A 25,173-nucleotide genomic window follows, 5' to 3' on the forward strand; every position below is an offset into this window, starting at 1 on the left:
CGCTAAGGATAGGCGGCGGGCGATTCTGTCGTTGTCGTTATCAGAATCGCCGGCCTTGCGTTATTTCAGATCTGGCCGAGGACCGAGGATTGCGGCTTACGCCGGCACCTTGTCCTTCGGGGCCGCTTTGGCTGCATTGAGTTCGCCCAGCGCACGTTTGTACTCGGTCGGGAAGACCTTGACGAACTTGCCGCGCGACGCCGCCCAGTTGTCCAGCAGGTAGCGCGCGCGCGTGCTGCCGGTGTACTTGAAGTGACGTTCGATCAGGCCACGCAGGATGACTTCATCGGTCTGGCCGTTGCCGCCGCGTTGCAGGCTGTGCCAGATTGCGCGATCGGTCGAGGCTTCCTGTTCGGTGTCGGACAGGACCTTGTCCAATGCGACCATCGCCAGGTTGCATTTGCCTGCGAAGTCGCCGGCTTCGTCGTAGACGTAAGCAATGCCGCCGGACATACCCGCTGCGAAGTTGCGGCCGGTTGCGCCCAGCACGACGACGGTGCCGCCGGTCATGTATTCGCAACCATGGTCGCCGGTGCCCTCCACCACGGCGATGGCGCCGGAGTTACGCACCGCAAAACGCTCGCCGACCACGCCGTTGATGAATGCTTCGCCGGAGGTTGCGCCGTACAGTACGGTGTTGCCGGAGATCATGTTGTCGACCGCACGGCCGCGGAACTCGGTGTTGGGACGCACGATGATGCGGCCGCCCGACAAGCCCTTGCCGACGTAGTCGTTGCCTTCGCCGACCAGGTCCAGTGTCACACCGTGCGCCAGGAACGCGCCAGCCGATTGGCCTGCGGTGCCTTGCAGCTGGATGTGGATGGTGTCGTCCGGCAGGCCTTCGTTGCCGTAGCGCTTGGCCACTTCACCCGACAACATGGCGCCGACGGTGCGGTTCAGGTTGCGGATCGGCGAGATGAAGGAAACCTTCTCGCCCTTTTCCAGCGCGATCTTGGCTTGTGCGATCAGCTTGTGATCGAGTGCCTTGTCCAGACCGTGGTCCTGGTTTTCGGTATGGAAGTACGGTGTCGCGCTGACCGGTTGATAGAAGATCTTGCTGAAGTCCAGACCTTGCGCCTTCCAGTGTTGGATGGCCTTGGTGCGGTCCAGCAGATCGGAACGGCCGATCAGTTCGTTGAAGGTACGGATGCCCAGTTGCGCCATGATCTGACGCGCTTCTTCGGCGATGAAGAAGAAGAAGTTGACCACGTGTTCAGGCTTGCCGGAGAACTTGGCGCGCAAGACAGGATCCTGCGTCGCGACGCCGACCGGGCACGTGTTCAGATGGCATTTGCGCATCATGATGCAGCCTTCGACCACCAGCGGTGCGGTAGCAAAACCGAATTCGTCCGCGCCCAGCAGCGCGCCGATGACGACGTCGCGACCGGTCTTCATCTGACCGTCGGCCTGTACGCGGATGCGATTGCGCAAACCGTTCAGCACCAGGGTCTGCTGGGTTTCGGCCAGGCCGAGTTCCCATGGCGAACCGGCATGCTTGATCGAGGACAGCGGCGATGCGCCGGTGCCGCCGTCATGGCCGGCGATCACGACGTGATCCGACTTGGCCTTGGCAACACCTGCGGCAACCGTGCCGACACCGACTTCCGACACCAGCTTGACCGAGATCGAGGCGCGCGGATTGACGTTCTTCAGATCGTGGATCAGTTGCGCCAGATCTTCGATCGAATAGATGTCATGGTGCGGCGGCGGCGAAATCAGGCCAACGCCCGGCACCGACACGCGCAATGTCGCGATGTAATCGGTAACCTTGTGGCCCGGCAGCTGACCGCCTTCGCCCGGCTTCGCGCCCTGCGCCATCTTGATCTGGATCTGATCGGCGGAGATCAGGTATTCAGCCGACACGCCGAAACGACCGGATGCCACCTGCTTGATGCGCGAACGGAGCGAGTCGCCGGCTTGCAGCGGGATGTCGACTTCGATGACGTCCTTGCCGATTTCCGAGGCCAATGTCGCGCCTTGCTTGATCGGGATGCCCTTCAGTTCGTTGCGATAGCGATTGACGTCTTCGCCGCCTTCGCCGGTGTTGGACTTGCCGCCGATGCGGTTCATCGCAATCGCCAGCGTGGCGTGTGCTTCGGTCGAGATCGAACCCAGCGACATCGCGCCGGTGGCGAAACGCTTGACGATTTCCTTGGCTGGCTCGACTTCATCGATCGAGATCGCCTTCGACGGATCGATCTTGAATTCGAACAGGCCGCGCAAGGTCATGTGGCGCTTGGATTGATCGTTGATGATCTGCGCGTATTCCTTGTACGAATTAAAGTTGTTCGCGCGGGTCGAGTGCTGCAGCTTGGCGATCGCATCCGGCGTCCACATGTGTTCTTCACCGCGAATACGGAAGGCGTATTCACCGCCGGCGTCCAGCGCGTTGGCCAGCACCGGATCGGTGCTGAAGGCAGCGCGATGCAGACGCAGCGCTTCTTCGGCGACTTCGAACACGCCGATGCCTTCGACGTTCGATGCAGTGCCCTTGAAGTACTTGTCCACCAGCGCCTTGTTCAGGCCGATGGCTTCGAAAATCTGCGCGCCGCAGTAGGACATGTAGGTCGAAATACCCATCTTCGACATGACCTTCAGCAAGCCCTTGCCGATCGCCTTCTGGAAGTTGTAGATCGCCTTGTCGCCCGACAGCTCGCCTGGCAAACCCTTGGCCATTTCGGTCAGGGTGTCCATTGCCAGGTAGGGGTGGATCGCTTCCGCGCCATAGCCTGCCAGCAGTGCAAAGTGATGCGTTTCACGTGCGGAACCGGTGTCTACCACCAGGCCGGTCGAGGTACGCATGCCTTTGCTGACCAGATGCAAGTGAATCGCGGAAGTAGCCAGCAGCGCAGGAATTGCGACTTGCTCGGAGTCCACCTTGCGGTCCGAAATGATCAGGATGTTGTGGCCCGACTTGACGGCGTCAACGGCCTTGGCGCACAGCGAGGCCAGGCGTGCTTCGATGCCTTCCTTGCCCCATGCGACCGGATAGCAGATATTCAGTTCGTGCGACTTGAACTTGCCACCGGTGTGCGCGCTGATGTTGCGCAGCTTGGCGATGTCGGCATAGTCCAGAATCGGCTGCGACACTTCCAGGCGCATCGGCGGGTTGATGTTGTTGGTGTCGAGCAGGTTTGGACGCGGGCCGATGAAGGACACCAGCGACATGACCATGGCTTCGCGGATCGGATCAATCGGCGGGTTGGTCACTTGCGCAAACAGCTGCTTGAAGTAGTTGTAGAGCGTCTTGTTCTTGTTGGACATGACGGCCAGCGGCGAGTCGTTGCCCATCGAACCGATCGCTTCTTCACCGGCCGAGGCCATCGGCGCCATCAGGAACTTGACGTCTTCCTGGGTGTAGCCGAACACTTGCTGGCGATCCAGCAGCGGAATGGTCGAACCGGATTCAAACGGCTCGGCCTTGAGTTCGTCGAGCTTGACGCGCACCGACGAAATCCATTGCTTGTACGGCTTGGCGTTGGCGTAAGTGTCTTTCAGTTCCTTGTCGTCGATGATGCGGCCGGCGTCGAGGTCGATCAGGAACATCTTGCCCGGTTGCAGGCGCCACTTCTGGATGATCTTGGATTCAGGAATCGGCAGCACGCCGGATTCCGACGCCATCACCACCAGGTCGTCGTCGGTCACGATGTAACGCGCCGGACGCAGACCGTTGCGGTCCAGCGTGCCGCCGATGTGACGGCCGTCAGTGAACGCCAGGGCGGCCGGGCCGTCCCATGGTTCCATCATCGCAGCGTGGTATTCGTAGAAGGCGCGACGGTTGTCGTCCATCAGGGTGTGGTTTTCCCAGGCTTCCGGCACCATCATCATCATGGCTTGCGCCAGCGGATAGCCTGCCATCAGCAACAGTTCCAGCGCATTATCGAAGCACGCGGTGTCGGACTGGCCCTCATAAATCAGCGGGAACAATTTCTTCAGGTCGTCGCCCAGCACGGCCGACTGCATCACGCCTTCGCGTGCGCGCATCCAGTTGAAGTTGCCCTTGACGGTGTTGATTTCGCCGTTGTGGGCGATCAGGCGGTACGGGTGAGCCAGCGGCCACTCAGGGAAAGTGTTGGTCGAGAAGCGTTGGTGCACCAGCGCCAGCGCGGACACGCAGCGCGGATCTTGCAGGTCCTTGTAGTACACGCCGACCTGGTCGGCCAGCAGCAGGCCCTTGTAGACCACGGTGCGCGCCGACATCGACGGCACGAAGAATTCCTTGCCGTGGATCAGGTTCAGCGCCTGGATGGCGTGGCCGGACGATTTGCGGATCACGTACAGTTTGCGTTCCAGCGCGTCGGTGACCATGATGTCCGGACCGCGGCCGATGAAGATCTGACGGATGACCGGTTCTTTTTCACGCACGGTCGGCGACATCGGCATGTCCATGTCGACCGGCACGTCGCGCCAGCCCAGCACGACCTGGCCTTCAGCCAGCACCGAACGCTCGATTTCCTGTTCACAGGCGATGCGGGAAGCGTTTTCCTTTGGCAGAAACACCATACCGACGCCGTATTCGCCAGGCGGCGGCAGTTCAACGCCCTGCTTGGACATTTCTTCGCGATAGTACTGATCGGGAATCTGGATCAGGATACCAGCGCCGTCGCCCATCAGCGGATCTGCACCGACCGCACCCCGGTGGTCCAGATTCTTCAGGATGAGCAAGCCTTGCTCAACGATGGAATGGTTTTTCTTGCCCTTGATATGGGCGATAAAACCGACACCACAGGCGTCGTGTTCATTAGCTGGGTCGTATAGGCCTTGCGCGTGCATAACGGTGCTCCACCACTTTGAGAGTAAGGGTTTAAGGATAGTGCACTGCACCCAAATCTTCAATAAGAACAAAAGGGGTCAGAGTAAAATTAAAAACCTTGGAATTTTTAATAATTTTTAATTAGGGACAGAGTAAAGAAATATCGCCTCTACCTTCTCTAATTCCTTGTATTTATTGAGATTTACTCCACCAGCCTTCCCGCTGGATCGCTTTCAGAAGGGGCAATTTCCTCAATTTTCTTCATCGGGCGGCCGCGCTTTGCCGGACTGACCCGGCGGCTGACCTGCTTTTCCAGCCCGCTTTTGTACTCTTCCGCCCCCAAGGCCCAACCCTTCAGTGTGGCCTGACTGATGGCGTCGACCTCGGCCTGCTCCAGCGACTGTTCCGCCTGCAGCTTGTAGGCGATTTCGCGGTCAAACGGCGTATTACCCAGCGCCCAATACACACGATGATCGGTAATCAATGGGTCCGGCTTTGCGCCAATGTGATGCATATAGCTTGACCAAGGGTAATCCAATGCGCTGCCGACCAGGCCGTTGCGCACCGGATTGAGCTCGATGTAGCGACTGCACAGTAACAGGTAGCGCTCCGCATCCAGCACCGTCGCCTTGTAGCGTCCCTGCCATAGAGTGCCGCTGCGCTGATATTTCTGGTTGATGTAGGGCACGTAATACCGCCCTACCCACTGCATCATTCGTGCCAGCCCGTCGGTATCGGCCGGCGTGGCGAGCAAATGCACGTGGTCCGGCATCAGGACGTAAGCATGGATGGCGACCTTGAAGCGTTTGGACCCTTCCTTGAGCCAGTCGAGGAAAGCGGCATGGTCGGCAGCATCGCGAAATACGACCTGGCCGTCGTGGCCGCGCTGGATGATGTGATGAGGCTGATGCGGAACAACCAGGCGGGGCAGACGAGCCATAGGAAAAGGAATGAAAAATCAAAAGAAAAGAGCCGGAGCGATTCACGATTGTAAATCACTCCGACCCTAATTTATTCAGCCTTTATGGATCCAACGGGTATCAGGCCGGCACTTTCTTTTTGGACAACACCAGGCTGATCAGCACCGATGCCAGCAGGATAGCAGCAACCACCAGCAGTGAAATCATCACCGGAATGTGGAACCAGTACGCCAGCAGCATCTTGCCGCCCACGAACACCAGCACCAGCGCCAGACCGTACTTGAGGTAGTGGAAACGGTCCGCCACGTCGGCCAGCAGGAAGTACAGCGCCCGCAAACCCATGATCGCAAACATGTTTGACGTGAACACGATGAACGGGTCAGTCGTGATCGCAAAAATCGCCGGGATGCTGTCGACCGCGAAGACCAGGTCCGTCACTTCGATCAGGATGAGCACCAGCATCAGCGGTGTGAAATAGCGCACGCCATTGCGCATGGTGAAGAACTTCTCGCCGTCGTACTCATTGCTGATACGCATGTGCTTGCGCAGGAATTTCAACAGCGGGTTGTCGTTGAGATCGCTCTCCTTGTCCGCAAAGATCAGCATCTTGATACCGGTCACGATCAGGAATGCGCCGAACAGGTACATGATCCAGCTGAACTGCGCGATCAGCCATGCGCCCAGCAAGATCATCACGGCGCGCATGATGATGGCGCCGACCACGCCGTACAACAACACGCGCCGCTGCATTTCCGCCGGCACCGCGAAGTAGCCGAAGATGACCAGGAACACGAAGATGTTATCCACCGACAGCGACTTCTCGATCAGGTAGCCGGACAGGAACTCCAAGCTCTTCTGGTTCGCGAATTCGCGCCCGACGCTGTGATCCAGGTACCACCACAGCAAACCGCTGAACAGCAGCGCCAGCATCACCCAGGCCACCGACCAGCCAAGGGCTTCCTTGACGGTCACCTTGTGCGCATGGCGACCGCCCAGCACCAGCATGTCGAATGCCAGCATGCCGAGCACGAATACGATAAAGCCGCCCCACATCAGCGGACTTGCAAAACTTTCTACACCGTTCACGGTATTTCCCCTTTGTTATTCAAATGCATCGATACATTGATACGTCAGTCGAAATCGAAGATCTCGCCCAGAAAACCCTTCTTCTTGCGCGACCGGTAATCCGAATGGTCCTTGTACTCGCGGCCGTGGCCGAAGCGGTCGTCGTAGCCGCGCTGCTGCTGTTGCGGTGGCGCATATTGATGCGGCGCCGGCGCGCGGGCGGCAACAACTTGCGGCGCCGCTGTCTGGGCACGTTCGATCAGTTTGTCGAGTTCACCGCGATCAAGCCAGACGCCGCGGCATTGCGGGCAATAATCGATCTCCACGCCCTGACGATCGCTCATGCTCAGATTGACGGTAGTGCAAACGGGACATTTCATGTTGGCCTCCATGGCTGTGCAATAGACAGGTGCCACTTTAGCCAAATTCGATACTCTTGAAAATTCGAATATACTTTTCATTATCTTCGTAAAAACCGATGTATTGAAACACCATGGCCGCGCTCAATTACAAACATCTGCACTACTTCTGGACCGTCGCCAAGACCGGCGGCATCGCCCGCGCCGGCGAGCGCCTCCATCTCACCGCGCAGACCATCAGCGGGCAGATCACGCTGTTCGAGGAGACGCTCGGCTATAAACTGTTCAACCGCGTCGGCCGCAAGCTGGAACTCAACGACGCCGGCCGTACCGTGTTTGCGTATGCCGACCAGATTTTCACCCTCGGGGAAGAACTCGAGGAAGTGATGCGCTTTCGCCCCGGCGGCAGACCGTTGCAGTTCCGTGTCGGGGTCGCCGATGCTGTGCCCAAGACCATCGCCTACCTGTTGCTGGAAACTGCATTGAAGCTGGAAGATCCGGTGCGCATCGTCTGCCGCGAAGGCAAGCTCAATAACCTGCTCGGCGACCTCGCCATCCATCGGCTCGACATCGTCATCGCGGACAGCCCGATGCCGGGCAACATTGACGTGCGTGGCTATAGCCACTTGCTGGGCGAATGCAGCACCAGCTTTTTCGCCACGCCTGCGCTGGCCAAAGTGCACAAGAAGAATTTCCCGCAGAGTCTGGATGGCGCCCCCTTCCTGATGCCAGGTGAAGACGCTGCGGTGCGGCCCAGATTGCTGCGCTGGTTCGAGAAGGAAAAGATACGTCCGCAGATTGCCGGCGAGTTCGATGACGGCGCTTTGCTCAACGCGTTCGGCGAAGCCGGCACCGGCATCTTTGCCGCACCCTCGGCGGTCGCCGTGCAACTGAAGCAGCAACTCGGCGTGGTGCAGATCGGCCAGACCGAACAGATCACGGAACAGTTCTACGCGATTTCGGTAGAGCGTCGCCTGACGCATCCCGCAGTGTTGGCGATCCAGTCCGCCGCCCGCGAGAGCCTGATCATCCCGCAAGGAAAATAACGACGCACAAAGAAAAAACCCCACGCGCCTTGCGGCTCGCGGGGTAAATCCCATTCTCGGGGGAGAGAATGGAGGGGGAAACCAGACTATAAAAAAAGCATTGCCTGACCGCAGCGTTTTTTACAAATTGTTACGCCGATCCGACCTGGGGTTCAGCGATGCACCGCGAAGCGTCAGGACTCAGTCAGCAACAAGGTTCGCAAGGCATCGTAAACCGTTGTCTGTTGATCATGTCGACAAATCAGATACGTGGTGATGCGGCCATCCTTGCCTAAAGAATAGGTCGAAAAATTCTGTTGTCCATGCATATTTAATATCGTTCGCGGAACAAACGCGATCCCGGCGCCGGCCGCCACACATGCCAGCATTGCATGATAAGAACCCAGCTCGAGCAAACGCGCCGGCCGACGCCCCTTGATCGTCCCGGATGCGTACCAGTGTTCGGCGCGCTTGCGATAGGCGCAACCTTGCTCGAACACAATCAACGTCTCGACGGTGAGGTCATCCGGGCTCTTCACCCGGGCATGTCCGCGCGGCACCACGATCACCAGTTCTTCCTGATACAGCGGCGTTGCCACAAAGACATCATCATCGATGGGCCCGGCCACTAATGCGGCGTCCAGCTTGAAAGCGCGCACCTGGTCGATCAGCATCTGCGAAGCGGACGTAGTCAGTTCCAGCTGCACCTCGGGCCAGCGCTGGTGAAATGCCGCCAGCGGACCGGGCAAACGACTGGCCGCAGTGCTTTCCATCGCCCCCACACGCAAGCGGCCGCGCGGCCCTTGCGGCAACACCGCCTGGCGCGCCTCCTGCACCAGGCCGAGGATGCGCTCGGAATAATCGAGCAAGATCTCACCGGCCGGCGTCAGCAAGAGCCGCTTGCGATCGCGGATGAACAGCGGGACGCCGACCGACTCCTCCAGCTGGCGGATGCGCGTGGTGACGTTCGATTGCACGCGATGCAGGCGCTCGGCGGCGCGCGTGATGCCTCCTTCGCTGACCACGGCGCGAAAAATTTCAAGTGCGGCAATTTCCATGCTGTTCTCCCGTGGATGGCGCGTACGCCGCCAGCCTTGTTGCAATAATTTTCATCAAACATCCCTAAAACAGATGAATCCATTCTTATTATTCATTTTTTAGGATGATAAAGACAAGCTACCATGACGCCATCAGCAATATTCGCGCAATAACAGACATGCCGCGGCAGGCAGCATCTTCAGCTCACAACCCTCGCCGACCGGCATCACCACGGGAAGACATGACTACTCAGCATATCCAGGACACGCAAGCCAACCGCAAGACCGCCTTGCGCATCGCCCTTTCCGGCCTGATCGCGCTGTCGGTCGCGATGGGCATCGGCCGCTTTGCCTTCACGCCGCTGCTGCCGATGATGCTGCACGACCAGACCATCGACCTCAATAGCGGCGGCTGGCTGGCGACGTCGAATTACCTCGGCTACTTTATCGGCGCCCTGCTGTGCGCGTTCTGGCGCGGCCTGCCGCCCACGCGCACGATCCGCGCCGGACTGCTCGCGACGGTACTGCTGACGGCGGGGATGGGTGCCTTCCATTCTCCAGGCCTGTGGCTGCTGCTGCGCCTGTTGTCGGGCATGGCCAGCGCATTGGTGTTCGTCTACAGCTCCGGCTGGTGCCTGCAGCGACTGGCGCAATTGCAATTTCCGGCTTTGGGAGGAATCATCTATTCCGGTCCCGGCCTGGGCATCATGCTGACCGGCCTGTCGAGCAGCGCCATGGTGGCCGGCGGCTGGCATGCAGCGGCGGGATGGCTGGCATTCGGCGTGATGGCGGCGTTGTTGACGCTGCTGGTGTGGAAAACCTTCCGTGGAGAAGTTGACCTGCGCGCCGGTGCCGCAGCCGCTCAGGAGTACACCGAGCCGGCCGTCGTAACGCGCGAAGTCCGCTGGCAGGTGCTGGCTTACGGCCTGGCCGGCTTCGGCTACATCATCACCGCGACCTTCTTGCCGGTGATTGCGCGCCAGGCGTTGCCCGGCTCGTTCTGGCCCGATTTCTTCTGGCCGCTGTTCGGACTGTGCGTGGCGCTCGGTGCGCTGGGCGCAACACGCATCCCGGTGCATGCTGACCAGCGCCTGCTGCTGGCAATCAGTTATGTCATGCAAGCCATCGGCGTCATCATCAGCGCGATCCTGCCCAACGAATTCGGCTTCGCGCTGGGCAGCATCTTGCTGGGGCTGCCGTTCACCGCCATCACGCTGTTCGCCATGCGCGAAGCGCGCCGCCTGCGCAGCCACCACGCGCCCGGATTGATGGGCCTGATGACCGCCTCTTACGGCATCGGACAAATCGTCGGGCCGCCGCTGGCGACCAAACTGGTCCACGTCAGCGGTTCCTTCACGCCATCGCTATCGATCGCGGCTGCCACGCTGCTGGCCGGCGCCGGACTGTATGGCTGGCTTGCCGCACGCGGTCGCCCCGGCAAGTACGCAGCGGCATAAAGAACTAAAGAACGACATATACAAAAAAGAAAAAAGCGCCGGTGCGATCTCTCGCACCGGCGCTTTCTTTGCGTGTGAATCAGCGAATCAACGGAACGCCGGCTCGCCGAAACTGCGCAGCTTGCGGCTGTGCAGCTGCTCGACGCCATGGTTGCGCAGCAATTCCAGTGCGCGGATGCCGATCTTCAGATGCTGCGCCACGCGCTGCTCGTAGAAACGATTCGCCATGCCGGGCAACTTGATCTCGCCGTGCAGCGGCTTGTCCGACACGCACAGCAAGGTGCCGTAAGGCACGCGGAAGCGGAAACCGTTGGCCGCCACCGTCGCGCTTTCCATGTCGAGCGCAATCGCCCGGCTCTGGCTGAAGCGCAGCAAAGGCGTGCGATGGTCGCGCAACTCCCAGTTGCGGTCGTCGACCGAGGCCACGGTGCCGGTGCGCATGATGCGTTTGAGCTCGTAACCTTCCAGTTGCGTGATGCTCGCCACAGCATCCTGCAGGGCCAGTTGCACTTCCGCCAATGCCGGGATCGGCACCCACAGCGGCAGGTCGTCATCGAGCACGTGGTCGTCGCGCACGTAGGCATGCGCCAGCACATAGTCGCCCATGCGTTGCGACGACGACAGGCCGGCGCAATGGCCGAGCATGATCCAGCCGTGCGGACGCAGCACGGCGATGTGGTCCGTGATGGTCTTGGCGTTGGAAGGTCCGACGCCGATGTTGACCAGCGTAATGCCGGAGCCGTCGGAGCGCTGCAGATGGTAGGCCGGCATTTGCGGCTGGCGTACCGGCGCGGTGCCGGAACCGGCCACGCCCTTCATGCCCTCGACGTTGGCGTTGGGCGTGGTGACGTTGCCGGGCTCGACGAAGGCGGTGTATTGCTGGCGATAGGTGCGCAGTTCCGGATCGTCCGTGGCCTGCATCAGTTCGCGGCCCATGCGCACGAACTCATCGACATAAAACGCGTAATTGGTGAACAGCACGTAACGCTGGAAATGCTGAGGCGCGGTGGCAGTGTAATGGCGCAGGCGATGCAGCGAATAGTCGATGCGCGGCCCGGTGAACAGCGCCAGCGGATGCACGCCGTCGCGCCAGCCGCCGTTGTCGACTTCGTAGGTGCCATTGACGATGCGGTCATCCATTTCGGCCAGGTCCGGCAAATCGAACACATCCGGCAACAGGCGCAGGTGATCCGGATCGAGATCGCCTTCGACGTGGATGCCTTCGGCGAAGGCGAAATGCACCGGGATCGGCAAGTCGCTGACGCCGACCTCGAGTGGCTCCTGATGATTCTGCAGCAGCAGCGTGAACTGGCTCAGCAGATAATTCTTGAACAGCGTCGGACGCGTCAGCGTGGTTTGATAGGTGCCGGGGCCCGCGACGAAGCCGAACGACTGGCGCGTATCGGTATGGGTCACCTTGTCCGTGGTGATGCGCACGAACGGATAGCACGCTCGCACCCGGTCCTGCAGCACTTCGCCTTTGGCAAACAGCTTGAAGGCGTCACGCAGGATGGCGGTGTTGCTCTCATAGATTTCGATCACACGATCGACCGCCGCTTGCGGATCGGTAAATTTTTCGGTCAACAACTTGGCTCCAATCAATTCCGGTTCACGGATTCACGAGTTCGCAGGTTCGCGATTCGTCGCCGCGGTTCGGTATGAATTCAACAAGGATTCATCACGGCAACGTTCAATTTCATTGTACCTATATAAACAAAAAGGCCAACTGAATTCCGGAAACTGACCGCGCCTCACAACGCCCTTGCTTTCATTTTCCCGCTGAGGGCGATTGTTGAATAAAATCAGACATTTCAGGTGTCGATTTTTGCAATTAGCAAAAATCAGATGAACGAAAAATTCAAAGTATTCACCCAAGGCGCTGGATGACTTTTCGCATTCCTTTCAGTATGCGGATGAGCCTCCACAGACGTTCGATTAGAGTGCAAAAGAGCGCTGCTCACGCCCTCAAAAAGCGCATCCTGCGCACCCCTTGCGGGCAGAAAATCGACACCTCGATTCCCTCATAAAAATACTTCTCCAAATCGTTGCGGATATCTTCTAAGAAGCCCCAATGAGTGCTATCTTGGCTGCTCTCCGCGCCTCACAAGGGCAAGCTCCGGCGTTCATCTGCTCGCGCCGGGATGCATTGGGGAAGAGACTAAAAAACATACTTTCATCAAGAGGAACGACATGCATTCCAAAAAAATATTCGGCCAGTTTCTGATCCTGGCTTGTGCCGCCCTGGTCTCCATCGCGCACGCGCAAAAACTTCCCAACGTCATGATCCTGGCAACCGGCGGCACCATCGCCGGCACCGGCGCATCGAGCACCACCACCGTCGGCTATACCGCAGCAAAAATCGGCGTTGAAGCGCTCATCGATGCCGTACCTGAGCTGAAGAAAGTCGCCAACGTCAAGGGCGAGCAAGTGTTCCAGATCGCCAGCGAAAACATGAACAACGACTATTGGCTGAAGCTGTCCAAGCGCGTGAACACGCTGCTGGCGCAAAGCGACGTTGACGGCATCGTGATCACGCACGGCACCGACACCATCGAAGAGACCGCCTACTTCCTCGACCTGACCGTGCACAGCAAGAAGCCGGTGGTGATCGTCGGCTCGATGCGTCCATCGACAGCGATCAGCGCCGACGGCCCGATCAACCTGTATAACGCCGTCTTGCTTGCAGGCAGCCAGGAAGCCATCGGCAAGGGCGTGCTGGTAACGCTGAACGATCAGATCAACGCTGCACGCGAAGTGACCAAGACCAACACCTCGACACTGGACACCTTCAAGACGCCTGAACTCGGCTTCCTCGGTTACATCCAGGGCAGCAAGCCATTCTTCTATCGCCAGTCGACCCGCAAGCACACTGTTGATTCGGAATTCGACATTTCGAAACTGGACGTGCTGCCGCAAGTCGATATCGTCTACGGCTACGCCAACATGAACCCGATCGCGCTGAACGCCTTCGTCGCCGCCGGCGCCAAGGGCATCATCCACGCCGGCGTGGGTGACGGCAGCCTGAACAACATGGTGGCGCCATCGCTGAGCGAAGCACGCAAGAAAGGCGTTGTCATCGTTCGCGCCAGCCGCGTCGGCCAAGGCATCGTGGCGCGTAACGGCGAAGCGGATGACGACAAGCTGGACTTCGTTGTTTCCGATACGCTGAACGCGCAAAAAGCACGCATCCTGCTGATGCTGGCACTGACCAAGACATCCGATACCAAAGAAATCCAGAAGATCTTCTATTCGTATTGATTGACGTCTGTTGCAAGAAAAACGGCCCGCAGCGCGGGCCGTTTTTTTATTGTGCGCAACGATCTGCGCCGGGCATCAGAATCCCATCGATTTACCCGCACCGAGCAGCGTCGCCACACCGATGATCGCGAAGATCAGCGCGGCGATGGCATGCACGATGCGCACCGGGATCTTGCCGGCGATACGGTCGCCCAGCAACACCGCCGGCACGTTGGCGATCATCATCCCCAGCGTGGTGCCGGCCACCACCGGCACGAAGGCGTGGTACTGCGCCGCCAGGGCGACCGTCGCCACCTGCGTCTTGTCGCCCATCTCCGCGAGGAAGAACGCGATCACGGTGGTGCCGAACACGCCGAAGCGCGCGAATTTGGCTTCGCTCTCGTCGAACTTGTCGGGAATCAGTGTCCAGATCGCCATGCCGATGAAGGACACGCCCAGCACCCAACGCATGGTTTCGGGCGAGACCAGCGATGTGATCCATGCACCGAGCGCGCCGGCAAAGGCGTGATTGGCAATGGTCGCCACCAGAACGCCCAGAATGATGGGAATCGGTTTGCGGAATTTTGCAGCGAGGATAAAGGCCAGCAGTTGCGTCTTGTCGCCGATTTCAGCTAAGGCGACTACGCCGGTGGAAATGAGAAATGCATCCAATTGGGGTCTCCATGGCCGGACAAAAAACGATTGACCACGCCTCTCCCCGGCCATTCCGGAGGCAACGTGGTCAAAGGTCTTGTCAAGCGACACCTTTTCATGATCTGTCGCCAGAGGCCAGTAGCCAGTGACGGCCGGAGCGGAGGAACCGGAGTGTACTGAAGTACACGAGGATTCCGAGCACCGCACGGCGCTGGATAATGGTCTCGCAGCAAGAGCATGGAAAGGTTTTAGGACCGCTTATGCCATGGTCGTGTGGACCAAGTATGTTGACATAAGCCCCTCCTCAGGGCGGAAGGCGACTACTCCCCAATGACCCGCGAATTTTACTCAATTAATTTTTACGCGTCCATAGAAAATACACAAAGAAGCAGGAACCAAGCCCCGGCATGAGACTCTTTATCAAGTAGCCTCTTGGCAAGCATGATGATCCGGGCGCCAGGCTCCCACGCGAGCACCGCCGTCATGCTAGGATTTCCGTCTTTGCAGCAGCGTCTTCGTTCATCGAATTCCATGATGCGGTCCATCGCCTTCATGTTTCGCGCTGCACCCCCGACCAACCTTTTGCTGCTTGCATGCAGCATTATTCATTCGACATCTATTGCCCATGATCAATCGACGCACCTTCCTGAGCTCTGCCACCGCGACCGCCGCTCTCGCCGCCCTCGGCATTCCTCCCGAAGCGCTCGCCGCCAATCGCATCAAGCTCGGCAACCCCGCGCCCTTCTCGTTCGACGCGCTGATCGCGCAAGCGCGCACGGCCGCACAGTCGCCCTACAAGCCGCAGAACAAACCGCCCGCCGATATCCTCGACAAGATCGACTACGAGGCGCACGGCAAGATCAAATTCAATACCGATGCATCGCTGTTCGCCAACGGCCCGGGACAATTTCCGGTGACCTTCTTCCATCTCGGCCGCTTCTTCCAGGCGCCGGTGCACATGTACACGCTGGAAGGTGCCGGAAGCAACGCCAGGGCCCGCGAAATCCTCTACGACGAAAGCTACTTCGACATGCCGGCCGACAGCCCGGCGCGCAAGCTGCCGCGCGGCAGCGGCTTTGCCGGCTTCCGCTTCCAGGAAAGCCGCAGCGGCGACCAGGCCAAGCTCGACTGGCGCAAGAATGACTGGGTCGCCTTCCTCGGCGCCTCCTACTTTCGCGCCATCGGCGACCTGTATCAATACGGCCTGTCGGCGCGCGGCATCGCCATCGACGTCGCCCAGGCCGGCAAGCCGGAAGAGTTTCCCAACTTCACGCACTTCTATTTCGAAGCGCCGCCCGACAAGAGCGACACCGTGGTGGTGTACGCCGTGCTCGACGGCCCCAGCATCGTCGGCGCCTACAAGTTCATCATGCGCCGCGGCGCCGATGTGGTCATGGACGTCGACTGCGCACTGTTCCTGCGCCAGGACGTGGGACGTCTCGGCATCGCACCGGCGACCTCGATGCTGTGGTATTCCGAAGCCGTCAAAGGCACCGGCGCCGACTGGCGTCCGGAGGTGCACGACTCCGACGGCCTGGCGATCTGGAACGGCAACGGCGAACACATCTGGCGTCCGCTCAACAACCCGGCGCGCATCACCGCCTCGGCGTTCGGCGACAACAATCCGCGCGGCTTCGGCCTGTTGCAGCGCGACCGCAACTTCGACCACTACCAGGACGGCGTGCATTACGAGCGCCGTCCGAGTTTGTGGGTGGAACCGCTGGATGGCTGGGGTGAAGGCTCGGTGCAACTGATCGAAATTCCGACTGATGATGAGATCCACGACAACATCGTCGCGATGTGGGTGCCGAAAGCCAAAGCCGCCGCCGGCAGCAGCTATCGTCTGCGCTACCGCCTGCACTGGCTGAAGGATGAACCGTTCCCGTCGCCGCTGGCGCGCTGCGTCGCCACGCGCCTCGGCAACGGCGGCCAGCCGGGCCAGGCGCGTCCGCAAAACGTGCGCAAGTTCATGGTCGAATTCAAGGGCGCGCCGCTGGAGAAACTGGCCTTCGGCGAATTGCCCGAGGCGGTGCTGTCGTCCTCGCGCGGCAGCTTCTCGTATGTCTTCACGGAAGCCGTGCCGAATGGCGTGGCCGGCCACTGGCGTGCGCAGTTCGACCTCACCGTCGACGGAGACGATCCGGTCGACCTGCGCCTGTACCTGCGCCATAAGAACCAGACGCTGTCGGAAACCTGGCTCTATCAATACCAGCCGTTCAAGACGCGCGGCGTGTATTAAGCGTCTTCAGGCATCACCTCAGCCGCGCCGGAACGTTCAGCTTCGTTCCGGCGCGCGGCCTTCTTCTGTTTCTTCCCCGCACGCTGCGCAAGATTGTGCGGCCTTGTCTCACAATCGTGCGGCCTTGTCATCAATTCGACACATTTGCCGCTTACTCTCTCGAAGGCACTTTTGCGACCACGCAAAGGCATTCCATATTGAGGCAACGAATTGCGGTTACCGCGCTTACGATTATCGAAGCGGCCGGCTTGGCTGAGCTCGGCCTTTCAAGACGGCCGGGGGCTGTCGACGGTTTATCTGCTGCTGTCCTGCTTCCTGCTGATGGTGATCTGGTCTATCACCTTCACGCGCATCCGCAATGAAAAGTCGCTGGCAGTTGAAAGTTCGCTGGCCGACAGCAGGAACGTCGCTGCCATCATCTCTTCCAATCTCGAGGAAGTCCTCAGCAAGGCGCTGCTCTATTCCCGCATCGGCCAGTCGGTGCTGGACGGCGACCCGCATGCCTCCAGCTATCTCTCGCCGCTGTTCCTGGGCGACTCGGCGTATCTGCGCGTGGCCATCTTCGACGCCAACGCCAGGCTGGTGTATTCCTCGGCAAGACAAAAAGAAGAGCCCGAATTTTCCCAGCTGATCAACGCCGCTTACGTATCGTCGCTGATGTACTCGCAACGCCAGGGCGGCATGATCATCAGCCCGCCGCTGAAAAAGGATGGCTATACCTGGCGCGTGCCCTTGCTGATCCCCCTGAAGAGCAAGAACAACGAATTGCAGGGCTTCTTCACCGCGATCCTCGACCTTGGTTACTTTCTCAAGACCTACAAGGACGTCAGCGTCGGCAGCGGCAGCCGCATCGAGATCCTCAACGCCACCGGCTTCCAGCTGGCCGAGCTGAGCGGCAGCACGCTTTCGGGAGGCAGCAATTTCGCCGGTGAAGACTATGCGCTGTTCCTGGTCGACAACAAGGCCGACGGCGAGATCCGCGCGGTGCGTCCGGGCGAGCAAGAACAGCAGATCGGCGTGCAGCGCAAACTCGATCGCTATCCGCTGGCCGTCATCGTCAGCCGCGATCCCGACTTCGTGCTCGGCAAGCTGGCGCCGCCGCATCGCCAATACCGCTACCAGGCGGTCATCATCTCCGTCATCGTGCTGCTGTTCTGCTACGGACTGATCAACATCGCGCACCGGCGCAAACGCCTGTACGAAAAGCTGCTGTACTCGGAGCGCGAAAAGAGCGGCCTGATCGACCAGCTGGAACAGGAAAAATCACGCGCCTATCAACTGGCTTCGCACGACTACCTGACCGGCATCCCCAACCGCATGCTGTTCCACGAAATCGCCGCCACCGAACTGTCGCGCGCGCGCCGCAGCCGCAAGTTGTACGCGCTGTTCTTCCTTGACCTCGACAAGTTCAAGGTCATCAACGACACGCTCGGCCATGCCGTCGGCGACGCCTTGCTGCAGACCGTTGCCACACGCCTGCGCGCAGTATTGCGCGAATACGACCTGGTGGCGCGGCTGGGCGGGGATGAATTCGTGGTGCTGGTATCCGAGATCGCCGCGGAAGAACGCGTCGCCCAGATCGCCCGCGAACTGATCGCCGCCATCAGCGCGCCCTACGCCGACCTCGAGGGCCATGAGGTGCTGACCACCACCAGCATCGGCATTGCGCTGTACCCGCGCGACGGCCAGAGCGTCGACCAGCTGCTGACCAGCGCCGACGCCGCCATGTACACCGCCAAGAAGGCCGGCAGCGGCGTCTATCGTTTCTATGACGCCTCGCTCAATGCGTCGGCCGCACGCGGTCTCGAGTTGCTGGCCCGCTTCCGCCAGGCGCTCAAGAACGACGAGTTCTGCCTGCACTACCAGCCCAAGGTGGAGATGCATGATTTCGACATCGTCGGCATGGAGGCGCTGATCCGCTGGGAACATCCCGAGCACGGACTGATCTTCCCCAACGACTTCATTGCATTGGCCGAAGACCACGATCTCATCATCCCGCTGGGACATTGGGTGATCAAGGCGGTCTGCCGCCAGCTGGCCGACTGGAAGAAGCGCGGCCTCAAGGTGGTGCCGGTCGCCATCAACGTCTCGGTCAAGCAATTGCAGGATGAACTGCTGCTGGAAACCATCCTGGACGCGCTCAAAAAATACAAGCTGCCGCCGTTCCTGCTGGAGATCGAAGTCACCGAAAGCTGCTTCATCGATGACATCGACAGCGCCAAGGATGTGTTGGAGAAGTTGCGCTCGGAAGGCCTGCGCATCTCGCTCGATGATTACGGCACCGGCTACGCCGGCCTTAGCCACATCAAGACGCTGCCGGTCTATGCGCTCAAGATAGACCGCTCGTTCATCCGCGACATCCGCAACGACAACAGCGACGCCATGATCGTCGCCTCGACCGTTTCGCTGGCGCGCAACCTCGGCCTCAAGGTCATCGCCGAAGGCGTGGAAAGCAAAGAGCAGCTGATGCATCTGAAGGTGATCGGTTGCGACGAGGTGCAGGGTTTTTACCTGCAACGGCCGGTATCGGCGGAACAGATTGAGCCGGTATTGCAAAAAGGGAGATTCGATCCGCTATGACCAAGTTGAATGCGTTGAATACATTGCTGAGGCTGGCGCAGGCCGTCCGGAAAATTCCACACACCCTGCGCGGCGGCGTCGCGCTGCCGCTGCTTCCCTTGTTTCCGCTGTCGGCGCTGATCGTGTTGCTGATCCTGACGCTCAACAGCCTGCCGGCCGACGCCGCCCAATGCGAGCGGCCGGTGCGACTGCGCTTCTCGTTTGTGCCTCAGGGTGAATTGCAGGACGATGGCGCCGCCCTGAAGCCGCTGTTCAACGATCTGGAGAAATCGCTCGGCGTCCCGGTTGAAGTGATCACGCCGGCATCCTACGGCGCCGTCAATGAAGGCTTGCTGGCAGGCGCCGTCGACGTCGCACGGCTCGGCCCTGCAACTTACGTCTCGGCGCACAAGAGCGATCCGCAGATCACGCCATTCGCGACACTGATGCGCATGGCCGATGCCTTCAGCGACGGCAATACGCCGGCTTACTATTCCCTGCTGATCGTGCGCCAGCACGGGCCGGTCGGCTCGATCTCGGGATTGAAGGGAAAGCGGCTGGCGCTGGCGGATCCGGAAAGCACCTCGGGTGCGCTGATTCCGCTGCATGTGTTTGCGCGTCAGTTGGGCACCACTCTGGACAAGTATTTTTCGCGCATCGGCTACTCCGGCAATCATGAGCAATCGGTCAGCGCCGTGCTCAGCCAGGAAGTCGACGCCGCCTTCGTCGCCAGCGCCAATCTCGGCGCGCTGATCGCCGCCGGCAAGGTCAAACGCGCGGACCTGCGCGTGCTGTGGAAATCGGCCCCGATTCCGTTCGATCCCTTCGTGTATCGCGGCCAGCTGTGCGACGACATCCGGAAGAAAATCCGTGCCGTTTTCTTCAACAAGAAGAGCAGCAACCTGCAGGCGACGCTGAACAATCTGCGCGCCCAGGAGTTCGTGCCCGTGCTGGACAAGAACTACGACATCATCCGCGGCCTGCCGTGAGGTCGATCCTGGTCTCGAACAATCTGCGCAGCCAGCGTATCAGTGCGCCGATCACCGGCAATTTCTGGAACAGTTCTTCCGCTGCATCCCAGTAGTCTCGATGCAGCACGACCAGGCCTTCGGCGTTGAACTTCAGATGCGTGCCACCGGCGATGCTGTAGTGCTTGCCCTTGAGTCTGAACTCGAACACCCAGGTGATGAAGGCCTGATCACCGTCGACAATACGGTCGTGGATGATGAAATGCGGATTGTCAGTCGTGTCGAACATGTGTTCGTACACGGCGATCATCGCAGCAATGCTGCGAATATCGTTGAACGGATCCTTGAAATGCACTTCAGGCGCATAGAACTGGCCGATATGGCGCACGCTCTGTCGTGTCAGCGTGACGTACCACTGCGCCAGCGCATCGAGCCGGTCTTTGAATCTCGTGTCAGTCATGTCAGTCATGTCATGTGCAGAAAGCGGTGGAACAAGGCGAAGCGCCAGCGATATGGCAGCATCTGGACCAGCTTCAGGATACGCGTAAAGCGGCGCGGAAAATGGATTTCAAACCGTCCTTCGGCGATGCCTTGCCATATTTCCTTCGCAGCGGCAGCGGGCGTTTGCAGGGCCGGCATGGCGAAGTCGTTTTTCTCGGTCAGGCCGGTCTTTACGAATCCGGGATTGATCAGATAGACGTTGATGCCCTTGCTGTGCAGGTCGCTATAGAGGATCTCGGCCAGATTGATCAAGGCCGCCTTGCCGGGTCCGTAGACGCTGGCATTGGGCAAGCCCATGTAGCCGGCCACGCTGGCCACCAGCGCGATGCCGCCGCTGCCGTGCGCCAGCATGTCGGGCAGCACGCTGGACAAAGCCGAATAAACGCTGACCAGGTTGGTCTTGATGGTCTGCTCGGCAAGGTCGTCGCTGACTTCCCAGCTGCGCTCGGGACGATAATCGGCGGCGCAGAACAGCATCAGGTCGACGCCGCCGAATGCAGCGCAGATCTCTGCATGCCGTGCACGCCAGGCGGCGTGGTCGAGCACGTCGAACGGTACGATCAAGGCGTTGTTGCTGGTCCCCGCGACCAGCTGCAAGGCTTCCACCCGGCGCGCCGAGATCGCCACTTGCGCGCCCATCGCCAGCGCCTGTTTGGCCAGCGCGGCGCCGATGCCGCTGGAGGCGCCGATCAGCCAGACGCGTTTGCCGGTCCAATCGTGCACCGGCTTGTTCATTGGACTAAACATCGTCATCTCCGTCAGTCCTGCTTGCGAAAGAACAGCGTCACCTGTCCGACTTCCAGTCCGAACTTGCTCATGCTGGTGCGGTTGATCATGGTGTGCTGGTCCATCTGATACATCCAGTCGTCCATGTGCATTTCGTAGGTCTTGCCGTCGACCGGCAGCAACAACGTGTAGCGCCAGTTAAGCGCATTGCCGGCAGCGTGCCCGACCGCTTCGCCGACCACATCGCCGGCGGTGCCGCGCCAGCTGCCGTCGGCTTGCCTGGTCAAGGTCCAGACGCGCTGCTGGGTGCTGCCGTCGTCATAACGGAAGCGCTCATCCAGCGTCAGCTTGCCGCCCTGTTCGCTGCCGGTAATCTCGACATGGAAACGCTTGACGACTTCGCCGCCGCGCTTCTGGAACATGCCCCAGGCGTCGGTCTTGCCACTGAAGAATTGCACCGGATCGAACACCGGCTCATTCTTTGCGTAGTGCGAGACATCGGTCCCGGCGCAGGCGCCGAGCAACAGTAGCAGGAACAAGGGCAGCGACAGCGAGGTAAAACGGCGAAGGATATTCATGAGACGGTCTCCGGTGAAACAGCAAGAGGATCGGATGCGGGCGCCGTTTTCAGCAACAGCAAAGCGATCAGTTTGAACACGCAGGGCACGGCGGCGTAGACCCATCCCAACGCTGCACTTCCACCCACGCCGGGTTGGTAGTCCAGCAGCGCCAGCAGCGGCAGGGCAAGTCCGGAAATCGCCAGCGCCAGCTTCGCCAACAGCGTCCAGACGCCGTAATAGGCGGCGGTGCTTTCGTGCCTGCCGATGACGCTGGCCAGCAATACCGGCGGCAGGGCCAGGTCGGCTCCCAGCGCCAGGCCGGCCGCCACGCAGACTGCGCCGTAGGGCAAGATATCGCCGGCTCCCAGCAGCACCGTGCCGCCGAAAGCGAGGATTGCCAACAGCATGCCCGCGCGCCAGGCCGGCAATACGCCGAAGCGTTTGGCGACCACTATCCAGAGCGGCAAGCCGATCGCGGTGGACAGAAAATACGTCGCGAGAAATGCACCGGCGTAACCCGGCGCCTGCAATCTGTCGCCGATGAAAAACAGCGCCAGCGTCGCCGGTATCGCCACCGATACTGCGTTCAGGAAGTACGGCAACAGCAGTCGGCGAAATCCGGGATTGGCTTTCATGGTCGCCATGGCGCTGCGCCAGCCGCCCGCGTGCGCCGCCACCTTGTTCCAGCGCGGCGCCAGCCACAGCAAGGCGGCCAGCGATACGGCCAGGGCGGCGGCGAATGCGCCCGAATACAGGGTGAACCCGCTTTCGCTGCGTGCGCCGCTCACCATGATGAAACCCGGAATCACGCTGGCCAGCACAGCGCCCAGCAAACCCATCAGCTCTCGCAGGGCGGAAGCGCCGAGCAAACCGCCGGCATCTTCCGACAGGCGCGAACCCCATGCCAGATAGGCGATATTGAGCATGCTGTGCGCGGTGTAGGCGACGATCAGCATGACGCCCAGCCAGATCAGCAAATAAACGCCGGAGCTGCGGACCACGTCGGGCGGCAACCAGATGCCGAAGAACGCCAGCGCCAGCAACACGCCGGCGAGCAGCATCCACAAGTTCAGCCGAGCGCCATGCAACCGGTCTATGCATTGCCCCAGCCACGGGTCCTGCACGGTGTCGACGATGCGGGCCAGGAACAGCACCCAGCCGGTGCCGGCCAGCGTCGCGTCGAGATAGGTGGTGTAATACAGCGGCGCCTGGATGTACACAGGCAGGGCCGACATCGCCAGCGGCAGACCGAGCAGGCCGTAAGCGATGTAGCGGAGCCAGCTTTCGCTTTTCATTGGTCTGCCTTCATTTTTCCGCTCCCAGCAGGCGATTGCGCAACTGCATGTCTTTGGTGCGTGGATCCAGCCAGATGGCGAAGAAGGCCCGGGCGAACTCCGGATCGCGCACTTCGCCCAGCAACTGCGTGCGGCTGTAGAAACGGCACCCCAGGCCCGGCAGATAGACGCCGGTCAGCTGATCGCCTTCATTGACATCGGTGAAGACACCCGCCATGGCGTCTTCCCAGCGCTTGAGCCGCGCGTCGTCGTACCGCTCACCGAACAATCGGCGGATTTCGTCGACGCTGGTCTGCACGATGCGTGCGCGGCTGATGCTGCGCTGATAAGTCAGTTCGAGCGCGAACGGCTGCTCAGGATCGAACGGCCCTGCGGCACTCCACAGCGCAGCGTCATAGATCTTCAACCCGAACCAGCGCAGCCCGGCGTGTCCCTGCAGGCGCGCCTGCGGCAGGTCGTCGCGCCAGCTCGCCGCCTGTGCGGCACCGGCCGACAGCACGGCGGCCAGCAACACGCATGCGACGACAGCGCGACGGGAAGTTGCGCGCAGAAGTCCTGCTCCGAAGAACCCGGTCCGGGAGTCAGCTTTTCCGCAGCATGAACTGAATGACATCGGTGCGCTCCTCGTCAAAGCCTACTTCGCAATAGGCGTAGTAGAGTTGCCACAGGCGCATGAAGCGCTCGTCGAAGCCCTGTTCCTGGATGGCGTCGCGAGCGCTCATGAACGAAGCGTGCCAACGGCGCAGCGTCTCCGCATAGTCGAAACCGAAACGGTATTGATCCAGTGTCTGCAGGCCGGCGCTGCGGGCCTTGGCGCAGAAACGTTCCGGGCTGGGCAGCATGCCGCCCGGGAAGATGTACTGGCGGATGAAATCAGACGTGCTGCGATAGCGTTCGAAGTACTGCTCGGCAATCGTGATCGACTGGATCATCGCGCGGCCGCCCTTTTTCAGGCGCGCCGATACGGTATCGAAATACTGCTGCCAGAACCGTTCGCCGACGGCCTCGAACATTTCGATAGAGACCACGGCATCGTATTCTCCCGTCAAGTCACGATAGTCGCGCAACTCCAACGTGGCGAGATGATCAAGACCGCGCGCGGCGACACGCCGCTGTGCCACCTGCAGTTGCGCCTGCGAGATCGTCACGCCATGCACCCGGATGCCGCGCAGCGCCGCGTGCTCGGCAAAGCCGCCCCAGCCGCAGCCGATTTCCAGCACGTGATCGCCGGCCTGCAAACCGAGTTGATCGATGATGCGCTGATACTTCCGCGCCTGCGCCGCTTCCAGGCTTTGCCCATGATCGCCGCTGAAGATCGCACTCGAATAGGTCCAGCTGTTGTCGAGCCACTGATGATAGAAGGCATTGCCGATGTCGTAGTGCGCATGGATATTCTTGCGGCTGCCGGCACGCGTATTGGCGCGCAGCAGATGCCGCAGGCGATACCACAGTCCGGCCAGCTTGCCGCCGAACATCATGCGCTCCAGTTCCGCCTGGTTACGCAGGCAGAGGCGCAGCAACGCGCTCAGGTCCGGTGTGTCGATCCAGCCGGCGGCATAGCTTTCGGCGAAACCGATATCGCCCGATTGCAGCATGCGGGCGCAGGCGCGCCAGTCGCGAATGTGCATCTGCGCGCTGGGCGGCTGATGCAGGTCGCCGAACATCAACGTATTGCCATGCGGCGTAATCAATTGCAGGTGGCCATGGGCGAGGCAATTGAGCAAGCGCAGGAACAGACGCGTGGCCGGCGGCGCGGAGGCGTCCTCGGGACGCGATGATTCGGATAGCGCAGCTTCGGGCATGGATGTGCTGAAGCGC

The 25,173-nt window shown here is 60.5% G+C and carries 20 protein-coding genes and 1 riboswitch; of the genes, 6 read left to right on the top strand and 14 right to left on the bottom strand.

What is annotated here, in order from left to right; all coding sequences use genetic code 11:
* Positions 1 to 96: 96 nt before the first annotated feature.
* From ACIROY_RS17610 to ACIROY_RS17625, 4 genes are all read right to left on the bottom strand, one after another.
* Positions 97 to 4,773, bottom strand: a complete 4,677-nt coding sequence (locus ACIROY_RS17610) for a glutamate synthase-related protein (protein WP_402342813.1) — start codon at positions 4,771 to 4,773, stop codon at positions 97 to 99.
* A gap of 182 nt (positions 4,774 to 4,955) precedes the next feature.
* On the bottom strand, positions 4,956 to 5,693 hold the full coding sequence (locus ACIROY_RS17615) for a transposase (RefSeq protein ID WP_402275065.1): 738 nt from the start codon (positions 5,691 to 5,693) through the stop codon (positions 4,956 to 4,958).
* A gap of 100 nt (positions 5,694 to 5,793) precedes the next feature.
* Complete coding sequence (locus tag ACIROY_RS17620; protein ID WP_402342817.1) at positions 5,794 to 6,759, bottom strand: TerC family protein; 966 nt, start codon at positions 6,757 to 6,759, stop codon at positions 5,794 to 5,796.
* A gap of 44 nt (positions 6,760 to 6,803) precedes the next feature.
* Entirely contained in the window at positions 6,804 to 7,118 is a 315-nt protein-coding gene (locus tag ACIROY_RS17625; protein ID WP_402342820.1) for a zf-TFIIB domain-containing protein, read from the bottom strand.
* A 113-nt stretch (positions 7,119 to 7,231) separates the two neighbouring features.
* Here ACIROY_RS17625 and nhaR point away from each other — a divergent pair, with 113 nt between their 5' ends.
* Complete coding sequence (gene nhaR / locus ACIROY_RS17630) at positions 7,232 to 8,143, top strand: transcriptional activator NhaR (RefSeq protein WP_402342823.1); 912 nt, start codon at positions 7,232 to 7,234, stop codon at positions 8,141 to 8,143.
* A 173-nt stretch (positions 8,144 to 8,316) separates the two neighbouring features.
* Here nhaR and ACIROY_RS17635 read toward each other — a convergent pair whose 3' ends face one another.
* Positions 8,317 to 9,180 (bottom strand): LysR substrate-binding domain-containing protein, encoded by an 864-nt coding sequence (locus tag ACIROY_RS17635; protein ID WP_402342826.1) that lies wholly within the window; start codon positions 9,178 to 9,180, stop codon positions 8,317 to 8,319.
* 221 nt (positions 9,181 to 9,401) lie between these two features.
* Here ACIROY_RS17635 and ACIROY_RS17640 point away from each other — a divergent pair, with 221 nt between their 5' ends.
* The gene (locus ACIROY_RS17640; protein ID WP_402275076.1) at positions 9,402 to 10,616 is read left to right on the top strand and encodes a YbfB/YjiJ family MFS transporter; all 1,215 of its coding nucleotides are present in this window, start codon (positions 9,402 to 9,404) and stop codon (positions 10,614 to 10,616) included.
* Positions 10,617 to 10,703: 87 nt separating this feature from the next.
* Here the strand turns inward: ACIROY_RS17640 and ACIROY_RS17645 are convergent, their stop codons facing one another.
* The gene (locus ACIROY_RS17645) at positions 10,704 to 12,203 is read right to left on the bottom strand and encodes an AMP nucleosidase (RefSeq protein ID WP_402275078.1); all 1,500 of its coding nucleotides are present in this window, start codon (positions 12,201 to 12,203) and stop codon (positions 10,704 to 10,706) included.
* A 603-nt stretch (positions 12,204 to 12,806) separates the two neighbouring features.
* Between ACIROY_RS17645 and ACIROY_RS17650 the strand changes: the two genes are divergently transcribed.
* Entirely contained in the window at positions 12,807 to 13,874 is a 1,068-nt protein-coding gene (locus ACIROY_RS17650; RefSeq protein WP_265211426.1) for a type II asparaginase, read from the top strand.
* Positions 13,875 to 13,949: 75 nt separating this feature from the next.
* Here the strand turns inward: ACIROY_RS17650 and ACIROY_RS17655 are convergent, their stop codons facing one another.
* Complete coding sequence (locus tag ACIROY_RS17655; RefSeq protein ID WP_402342830.1) at positions 13,950 to 14,525, bottom strand: TMEM165/GDT1 family protein; 576 nt, start codon at positions 14,523 to 14,525, stop codon at positions 13,950 to 13,952.
* Positions 14,526 to 14,698: 173 nt separating this feature from the next.
* Positions 14,699 to 14,848, bottom strand: a riboswitch (yybP-ykoY riboswitch).
* 18 nt (positions 14,849 to 14,866) lie between these two features.
* Complete coding sequence (locus ACIROY_RS17660; RefSeq protein WP_402275082.1) at positions 14,867 to 15,040, bottom strand: hypothetical protein; 174 nt, start codon at positions 15,038 to 15,040, stop codon at positions 14,867 to 14,869.
* Positions 15,041 to 15,132: 92 nt separating this feature from the next.
* Between ACIROY_RS17660 and ACIROY_RS17665 the strand changes: the two genes are divergently transcribed.
* From ACIROY_RS17665 to ACIROY_RS17675, 3 genes are all read left to right on the top strand, one after another.
* Positions 15,133 to 16,746, top strand: a complete 1,614-nt coding sequence (locus tag ACIROY_RS17665) for a glucan biosynthesis protein (RefSeq protein WP_402342833.1) — start codon at positions 15,133 to 15,135, stop codon at positions 16,744 to 16,746.
* Positions 16,747 to 17,067: 321 nt separating this feature from the next.
* On the top strand, positions 17,068 to 19,326 hold the full coding sequence (locus tag ACIROY_RS17670; RefSeq protein WP_402342836.1) for an EAL domain-containing protein: 2,259 nt from the start codon (positions 17,068 to 17,070) through the stop codon (positions 19,324 to 19,326).
* On the top strand, positions 19,323 to 20,294 hold the full coding sequence (locus tag ACIROY_RS17675; RefSeq protein WP_402342839.1) for a phosphate/phosphite/phosphonate ABC transporter substrate-binding protein: 972 nt from the start codon (positions 19,323 to 19,325) through the stop codon (positions 20,292 to 20,294). Before ACIROY_RS17670 ends, ACIROY_RS17675 begins: the two co-directional genes overlap by 4 nt.
* On the opposite strand, the gene ACIROY_RS17680 is transcribed toward ACIROY_RS17675, so the two are convergent.
* From ACIROY_RS17680 to ACIROY_RS17705, 6 genes are all read right to left on the bottom strand, one after another.
* Positions 20,275 to 20,733: a nuclear transport factor 2 family protein gene (locus ACIROY_RS17680; protein WP_402342842.1), complete on the bottom strand. Its 459-nt coding sequence runs from the start codon at positions 20,731 to 20,733 to the stop codon at positions 20,275 to 20,277. The genes ACIROY_RS17675 and ACIROY_RS17680 overlap by 20 nt on opposite strands.
* Positions 20,734 to 20,738: 5 nt before the next feature.
* Positions 20,739 to 21,521: an SDR family NAD(P)-dependent oxidoreductase gene (locus ACIROY_RS17685; protein ID WP_402342845.1), complete on the bottom strand. Its 783-nt coding sequence runs from the start codon at positions 21,519 to 21,521 to the stop codon at positions 20,739 to 20,741.
* Between the two features lie 11 nt (positions 21,522 to 21,532).
* Positions 21,533 to 22,078, bottom strand: a complete 546-nt coding sequence (locus ACIROY_RS17690; RefSeq protein WP_402275097.1) for a DUF3833 domain-containing protein — start codon at positions 22,076 to 22,078, stop codon at positions 21,533 to 21,535.
* Complete coding sequence (locus ACIROY_RS17695; RefSeq protein ID WP_402342848.1) at positions 22,075 to 23,355, bottom strand: MFS transporter; 1,281 nt, start codon at positions 23,353 to 23,355, stop codon at positions 22,075 to 22,077. Before ACIROY_RS17695 ends, ACIROY_RS17690 begins: the two co-directional genes overlap by 4 nt.
* Before the next feature lie 10 nt (positions 23,356 to 23,365).
* The gene (locus tag ACIROY_RS17700) at positions 23,366 to 23,869 is read right to left on the bottom strand and encodes a chalcone isomerase family protein (RefSeq protein ID WP_402275101.1); all 504 of its coding nucleotides are present in this window, start codon (positions 23,867 to 23,869) and stop codon (positions 23,366 to 23,368) included.
* Positions 23,870 to 23,936: 67 nt separating this feature from the next.
* Positions 23,937 to 25,157, bottom strand: a complete 1,221-nt coding sequence (locus tag ACIROY_RS17705) for a class I SAM-dependent methyltransferase (RefSeq protein WP_402275936.1) — start codon at positions 25,155 to 25,157, stop codon at positions 23,937 to 23,939.
* Positions 25,158 to 25,173: the final 16 nt, after the last annotated feature.

This window comes from Herbaspirillum sp. NPDC101396 (assembly GCF_044767365.1).
Lineage (GTDB): Bacteria > Pseudomonadota > Gammaproteobacteria > Burkholderiales > Burkholderiaceae_D > Herbaspirillum.